The organism is Enhygromyxa salina (assembly GCF_002994615.1).
Lineage (GTDB): Bacteria > Myxococcota_A > Polyangia > Nannocystales > Nannocystaceae > Plesiocystis > Plesiocystis salina_A.
This window is the reverse complement of sequence record NZ_PVNK01000297.1, coordinates 1-6,473: the sequence shown is the minus strand read 5'-3', so window position 1 is coordinate 6,473 and position 6,473 is coordinate 1. Positions and strand designations below refer to the sequence as shown.

At 68.2% G+C, this 6,473-nt stretch carries 5 protein-coding genes; 2 read left to right on the top strand and 3 right to left on the bottom strand.

Annotation, left to right across the window (positions count from 1 at the left end; genetic code table 11):
- Nucleotides 1–155: 155 nt before the first annotated feature.
- The 3 genes from ENSA5_RS34400 to ENSA5_RS34390 all read right to left on the bottom strand — a co-directional run bounded on the left by ENSA5_RS34400 (nt 156) and on the right by ENSA5_RS34390 (nt 4,662).
- Nucleotides 156–1,004: a DUF5131 family protein gene (locus tag ENSA5_RS34400; protein WP_106395962.1), complete on the bottom strand. Its 849-nt coding sequence runs from the start codon at nt 1,002–1,004 to the stop codon at nt 156–158.
- A 31-nt stretch (nt 1,005–1,035) separates the two neighbouring features.
- Nucleotides 1,036–2,190 (bottom strand): three-Cys-motif partner protein TcmP, encoded by a 1,155-nt coding sequence (locus ENSA5_RS34395; RefSeq protein WP_146156428.1) that lies wholly within the window; start codon nt 2,188–2,190, stop codon nt 1,036–1,038.
- A 69-nt stretch (nt 2,191–2,259) separates the two neighbouring features.
- Entirely contained in the window at nt 2,260–4,662 is a 2,403-nt protein-coding gene (locus ENSA5_RS34390; RefSeq protein ID WP_106395960.1) for an FG-GAP repeat domain-containing protein, read from the bottom strand.
- Nucleotides 4,663–4,860: 198 nt separating this feature from the next.
- On the opposite strand from ENSA5_RS34390, the gene ENSA5_RS34385 reads away from it, so the two are divergent.
- Together ENSA5_RS34385 and ENSA5_RS34380 are read left to right on the top strand one after the other, a co-directional pair.
- Nucleotides 4,861–5,319 carry a CBS domain-containing protein gene (locus ENSA5_RS34385; protein ID WP_106395959.1) on the top strand — a complete coding sequence of 153 codons (459 nt, stop codon included), beginning with the start codon at nt 4,861–4,863 and terminating at the stop codon, nt 5,317–5,319.
- A 58-nt stretch (nt 5,320–5,377) separates the two neighbouring features.
- The coding region (locus ENSA5_RS34380) for an L-threonylcarbamoyladenylate synthase (protein ID WP_258183110.1) at nt 5,378–6,473 on the top strand (1,096 nt) is incomplete at its 3' end.

Sequence of the window (6,473 nt, the reverse complement as noted above, 5' to 3'; positions counted from 1 at the left end):
GGTGCAATGCCTCGCGCCGCCTCGCTTGGCCTTTTCGCCGAGGGCTTTGTCGCCAAAACTTGCAGTACGCCCGGTACAGCGGCGTTTTGGCTTCGCGCCCTGGGCGAACATTCCGGCGCGAGGCGACACGATGCATTGCACCACGGGCTGCTAGCTCAGACTGCTCGCCGAATGGTGACCAGCGGCAACTGCCCCAGCTGCGCCTCGAGATCCTCCGCGCGGGCTTGCGCTGCACGCAGCTGCGCCCATCGGAGTGTGCGGGTTGGTACCGCGCCGACCTCGGCTTTCGGAAACTCATCATAGAGCGCCCCCTCGAGCTTCCGTCCGTGCTTCTTCTTCTGTACGCCTCCCCACTGCTTGAAGAAGAAGGGGACCTCTGCCGCCCGGCATTGATCGCGGAGGTTGAGGACCCACGCCTCGTCCATTGGCCTGGCACCGGGCCCGCTCTCTCCGCCGACGATGACCCAGTCGATGCCGCGCAGATCGACCTCGCCGAGATCCTCGAGCAAAGGCTCGATGGACAAGAAGCGCTTGCCCGCTCGCGCGCGGCGCAGTTCGTCGATGCGAGGGAGGCCGTACTTTCGGTCTTCGACGCTCACGCCCAGCCAGATGTGATCGTGCACGACCGCCTTCGCCGGCAGCCGCCGGGTGAGCTCTCGAAGTCGATCGGCCCGCTTGGTCAGGAGCTGATAGACGTGCCAGTCAGCATCGACCATGACCCGAAAGACCTCCTTCACGTAGGAGTCTGGGACCCGCTCATGGAAGAGGTCGGACATCGAGTTGACGAAGATCTTTCGCGCTCGAGCCCAGCGCAGCGGCTCGGGTAGCTTCGCGTAGACCAGCTGGAGGTCAAAGCCATGCTCGAAAGGATGGTCGGGCACACCACGAAATCGCTCAGAGAAGGTCTCGGCGTAACAGTGCTTGCATCCTGGCGAGAGCTTGGAGCAGCCACGCACGGGGTTCCAGGTGGCATCCGTCCACTCGATGCTGCTGTGGTCGCTCACAGTCCCAGCAGATCACGCGCATCCACAGCCGTCAAGGGTCCCGGACAGCCAAGGAGATCAGGTCTGCCTCGAGTAGCGTCCTTCGTTTTGGCCCCGGAGTGGGGGACACGAGCAACTCTCCTGCCTTGTAGGCGGAAAAACACGCCCTCGAGAGCTCCCGGAGCGTGAGGTGGAGGTCTTCGAGAAGCACGGGCCAAATCTGCTGCCATGTCAACTCCCCGTCGCCGAGGCGCTCTCGGAGCATGGTTCGGACCCGGTCGAGATCTTCGTCTCTTTGCCGCGTGTAGCGCTGCTCTTGTGCTCCCGCAGTCTCCTCAGCCGAGAACAAGGACGGCTGGGCCGCGCTGCGAACCCTTGCCTCTTCGCGCACGACCGCGGCCTCGATGCCCATGACCTTGCGCTCGGCATCGCGGAAGACTTCGAGAACCTTCGGGTGTTTTCCGCCAACGACCAGGCGGAACCAAGTTCGGTCGATCGTCGGGTGTGGAACACCGATGTCCGCGGCCCATTCGATGTCGCAGGTGAGCTTGAGCTGGCGTCTGTAGAGCCGTAGGAGTTCAGGCTCCTCGAGCCCGACAGGGAGATCCGAGTCCTCGAGCCCAAAAAATGCACGCATCTGTTCACGGAGGAACTGGCGTGGGTCATCTTTCCAACGGTTGACGTGATTAAACATCACGTTAACCAGCACATCACGGTGTCGCCGCTTCATTAGCGGGGCGATGAACTGCATCTGTGCGCCCTTGAATCCGGTCGGATCGACAAACACAAACGCTGGATCACTGCCGATCAGCCGCTGAATTCCGTCCACATGGTGTCCAAATTCACCCATGAAAGGGTGAGTCTCGACGATGCCCTGTCGTTGGCGCAGGAAATCCTGAAGGCGAGCAAACGCGCGGCGATCTTTCTCGACGAAGATCGCGCCAGGCTTGATGTTGACCCCCTCGGTGTCGCGCCATGTCTGAGCAGCTTCTTCGAGGGCTTGAAGTCCGATGTAGATTGAAGTGTCCCGCAGCTCGGCGTCCGCGGACGACCAAGGCCCTGCGAACACATCCACGTACCACAGTCGCTGTGGACCGGAACGTGCCCGTGAGCCCAGCTTGTGGGCCCAGGACCGCAGGTACTCGGTCAGAAATCTGTGCTTGAGGAAGCTTTGCTCGCGGCCATGGTACTCGGGAGGGACCTTCATTTGGCTGAGGGTACCCCAGGCCGGCGCTGATGTCTCGGCGACCAACGCGGCCGCGAAGCGTCAGGCCCGTCAGCCGATCCCACAAAAGGCCGAGGCCGGCTCCGAGATGTTGTCGTCGTCCTTGCACTCGACGAAGGTCGGGTTGTTCGGGTCAACGATGATCTCACCGACGAACTCGAGATCGGTCTGTTGCTCGAGCGCGGTCTGCAATTCAAACGACTGGATCTGGCCCGGGAACAAAGACTCGGTCGTGACGATCTGCCCGACGACCGTGTTGTTGTCGAGCCGGGTGACCTCGACGACGACCCCGGCCGGCAGCGGCGCGAGGCCGACGTTGCGCACGCTGACGTAGATCAGCATCGGATCGCTGCACTCGACGTCGAGGTCGACGGTCGCGTTGGGTGCGTCGAAGACCCCGCTGTCTTGGACGTTCTGGCGGAAGTTGTTGAGCCAGGGCAGCAGCCAGTTGGGCTGCTCGAACTGCGGGATCGAGCCGTAGATGTTGGGCTCGCCGCAGGCGCTGTCGGCCGAGCTGCACACGTTGGTCACGTTGTAGGCGTGCTGATTCCAGATCGTGCGGGTCCCGACCCAGGAGCTGTCGGTGGCCCCGAACACCGAGAGCCCGCGGTAGTAGACCTGGTTGTCGCTGGCCGGCTGCCACGGCGGGAGGCCGGTTTCGGGGTCGCCGTCGGTCCACGGCGAGGAGTTGCAGTTCCAGTTGGCGCTGTTGGACACCTGGACGATCTCGGCCGACTCGTCGCCGTCGACGTCGGCGACGATCAGGGCCTCGGTCGCGGTGAAGGTCGTGTTCGAGGTCGCAAAGCGCAGCTCGCCGGTCACGCCGTCGAGCACGCGCAAGAAGCACTCGTCGGAGTAGACGACCTCGGCCTGGCCGTCGCCCTCGAAGTCGAACACCGAAGAGCCGGTCACCGCGCTCGAGGTGTCCTTGGTCCCGTGCTGCCACAGGATCGAGAGGTCGCCCTCGTAGACGACGTAGACCGTGCCCCCGGCGATGCCGATCTCGGGCCAGCCGTCACCGTCGAAGTCGGCGATGGTCGGCGGGCCGCCGCGGGTGTCCTCGAGCGGGATGTCGACGGGGCCGAGCTCGACCTCGCCGGTCGCGGCGTCGAGCAGCCACACGTCGCCCTTGACGAGCACGATCTCCGGGGTCCCGTCCTTGTCGATGTCGCCGACGGCCGTGAACCCGTCGGGCAGCGCGAGGTTCTGCCAGATGATGTTGCCGTCGATGTCGTAGGCGGTGTTGCCCGCGAGCAGATCCATGACGCCGTCGCCGTCGACGTCGACCATGTGGCTGAGCTCGCGCCCGACGCCGCCGCCGGTGCCTCCGGTCCCGACCCACGCCCGGGTGATCGCGCCGTCTTGGGTCGAGAACAGGTTGCGGCCGTAGGCGATCTCGGGGAAGCCGTCGTGGTCCATGTCGGCGACCGCGATGCCGCCGCCCCAGCCGAAGCTGCCGCCGATGTCGGCGACCGGCTGATCGCTGATCCGGGTGACCTCGCCGTTGCCGTTGACCAGGGCGATCTTGCCCTCACCGGTCATAGCGACCACGTCGACGCGCTCGTCCCCGTCGATGTCGCCGAGCGCGACCGAGAGCCCGGCCCAGCCGATCGAGCCCATCTCTGGCGTCTCGTTGGCCCAGATCTGCTGGCCGCTGCGGCCGTCGAGCAGGTTGAGGACCCCGGTCTTGCACGCGTTCATGTTGTTGCACGAGCAGCAGGTGAGGTTGGAGTTGCCCGACACGAAGACCAGGTTGGGCGGGTCGTTGTTGTCGAGCTGGCCGTCGCAGTTGGCGTCGTAGACCCGCGCGACCGTGGGCGTCGCCCAGACGTCGGTCTTCTCGGGCAGCGGCGCCTCGAGGCCCCACTGCCACTCGAGGCTGGCGTTGAGGTCTCCGGGGGGCGGCATGTACTCGCAGGCGTCGACGCAGTCGGGCGGATCGTTGGGCCCGCCCGTGCACACGACCGGGGCCTCGACGCACTTGCCGGTCGGCGGCAGCTCGGCGGTGCAGATCAGGCCCGGCGGCGGCTCGCCGAGGCCGGGGCTGGGCTCGCCGAGGCCGAGCTCGCAGTACTCGTCCTCGTCGCAGTCGTCGGCGGTCGTACACGCCTCACCCGGGACCGTGCACGCGTCGAACAGACACACGTCGCCCTCGCCGCAGCACGAGTCGCCGCAGGCGAACTCGATCGCGCAGCAGACCCCGTCGACGCAGACGCCGTCGACGCAGTCGTTGTGACTGAGGCAGTCGGGCCCGGTGTCGCCGTCGCCGTCACCGTCGCCCGGGGTCGTGTCCATGCTCGTGTCGCCGGACTCGGCGTCGTTGGAGCCCGTGCCCGACTCCTCGGTGCTGACCCCCTGCTCGCCGTCGTCGGCGCGCGGTCCGTCGTCGCCGCACGCGAGCGTCAGCATGGGGACCAAAGTCAGGGGCAAGAAGGTCAGGCGGGGAGCCAACATGGCCGCAAAGATACCGCGGGCTCGCTCCGCCCGAGTGGGGATCCCGGTCACGCCGTCCCCCGCGCCGCCAGAGCGGTCGGAGCTGCGCCGGGGGACGGCCGCGACGGCCGCGACCGCTGAGCGCCCCAAGCCCCCACGTGAGCGCGCCACGCAAGGCTTTCGATCGCCTCCGCTCGCGTCTGGACCGAAGCTCCCTGCATGAAGCGCAACGTCGGAGCGGTGTGCATTCGCGAGGTCACCTTTGGTTACGCCAAGGAGCCGATCCTCGAGATCGCCAAGCGGATGCGGGAGAATCACGTCGGCGCGGTCGTGCTGGTCCGTGAGGACGACGGCGAGCGCTACCCCGTCGGCATCGTGACCGACCGCGACATCGTCGTTGGGGCCGTCGCCTCGGCCCCGGACGAGCTCGGCAGCCTGGTCGCCGATGACCTGGTGATCCGCGACTTGGTCTCGGTCCACGAGGACGACTCGATCGACGACGCGCTCGAGGTCATGCGCAAGTACGGTGTCCGCCGGGTGCCCGTGGTCGGCGACGAGGGGGAGCTGGTCGGCATCCTCGCCGTCGACGATCTCGTCGAGCTGTTCGCGGACCGCCTCGCGGAGCTCGCGGTGCTGTTCTCGCGCGAGCAGCGGATCGAGCGCGAGGCCCGGCCCTGACCCGGGGCAGGAGAGGGGCGGTTGCGAGGGCGGTCGAGGACCAGCAGACTGCGCGCTCGTGCCGATCGTCGCCGTCGACCCTCAGCGGCCGGACCCCGCCGCGATCCAGCGCGCCGCCGAGCTGCTGCGCGGTGGCGAGCTCGTCGCGTTCCCGACCGAGACAGTCTATGGCCTGGGCGCCGCGGCCCTCGACCCGCGCGCCGTCGCCAAGATCTTCGCGGCCAAGGGGCGGCCGAGCTACAACCCGCTGATCGTCCACGTGCTCGACCTCGACCAGGCCCGCGCCTTGGTCGAGACCTGGCCCGAGCTCGCGACCCGGCTCGCGCGGCGCTTCTGGCCGGGGCCGCTGACCCTGGTCCTGCCCAAGCGGGCGCTGATCCCCGACCTGGTCACGGCCGGGCTCCCGAGCGTCGCCCTGCGAGCCCCGGCCCACCCGGTCGCGCGGGCCCTGCTCGAGGCCGCTGGGCTGCCGATCGCGGCGCCGAGCGCCAATCGCTTTCAGGCGATCTCGCCGACGAGCGCCGCCCACGTGGCTCGCTCGCTCGGGCCCGACGCCGCGCTGATCCTCGACGGCGGCCCGACCAGCGTGGGCATCGAGTCCACGGTCGTGGATCTGTGCGGCGAGCAGCCGGCCTTGCTGCGGCTCGGCGGGCTGCCGGTCGACGAGCTCGAGGCGCTGACCGGGCCGCTCGCGCGGCCGAGCGCGCCGACCGACGGACAGGCGAGGACCTCACCGGGCCTGGTCGGGCGTCACTACGCCCCGAGCGGGGAGCTGCGGGTGCTCGCGCGCGCGCAGCTCGACGACGCCGTGGGAGGCCCGCGGCCGCTGGGCGCGATCACGCTGGGCGAGGCGCCCGCGGGCGTCGATCATCACCTCTCGCTGCCCGCTGAGCCGCGCGAGTACGGCCGCCTGCTCTACGCCGCGCTGCACACCCTCGACGAGCTCGGCTGCGCGCGGATCCTCGTCGAGGCCGTGCCCGACGAGCCGGCCTGGGCCGCGATCCGCGACCGCCTCGGCCGCGCGACACGGGCTGCTAGCCCTCGTCAACCGCGACCGCTTCGCCGGGCTCGGCCTCGTAGCCGATCTTCTCGATCACCTCTTCGATCCCCGCCGGCTCCGCGGCGCCCTCGGTGTAGGTCACGGTCGCCTTGCC

What these genes read in the sequence shown, in the direction of transcription:
- ENSA5_RS34395 (WP_146156428.1), bottom strand. Translation starts at nt 2,190, where the DNA reads ATGAAGGTCCCTCCCGAGTACCATGGCCGCGAGCAAAGCTTCCTCAAG.
- ENSA5_RS34385 (WP_106395959.1), top strand. Translation starts at nt 4,861, where the DNA reads ATGAAGCGCAACGTCGGAGCGGTGTGCATTCGCGAGGTCACCTTTGGT.
- ENSA5_RS34390 (WP_106395960.1), bottom strand. Translation starts at nt 4,662, where the DNA reads ATGTTGGCTCCCCGCCTGACCTTCTTGCCCCTGACTTTGGTCCCCATG.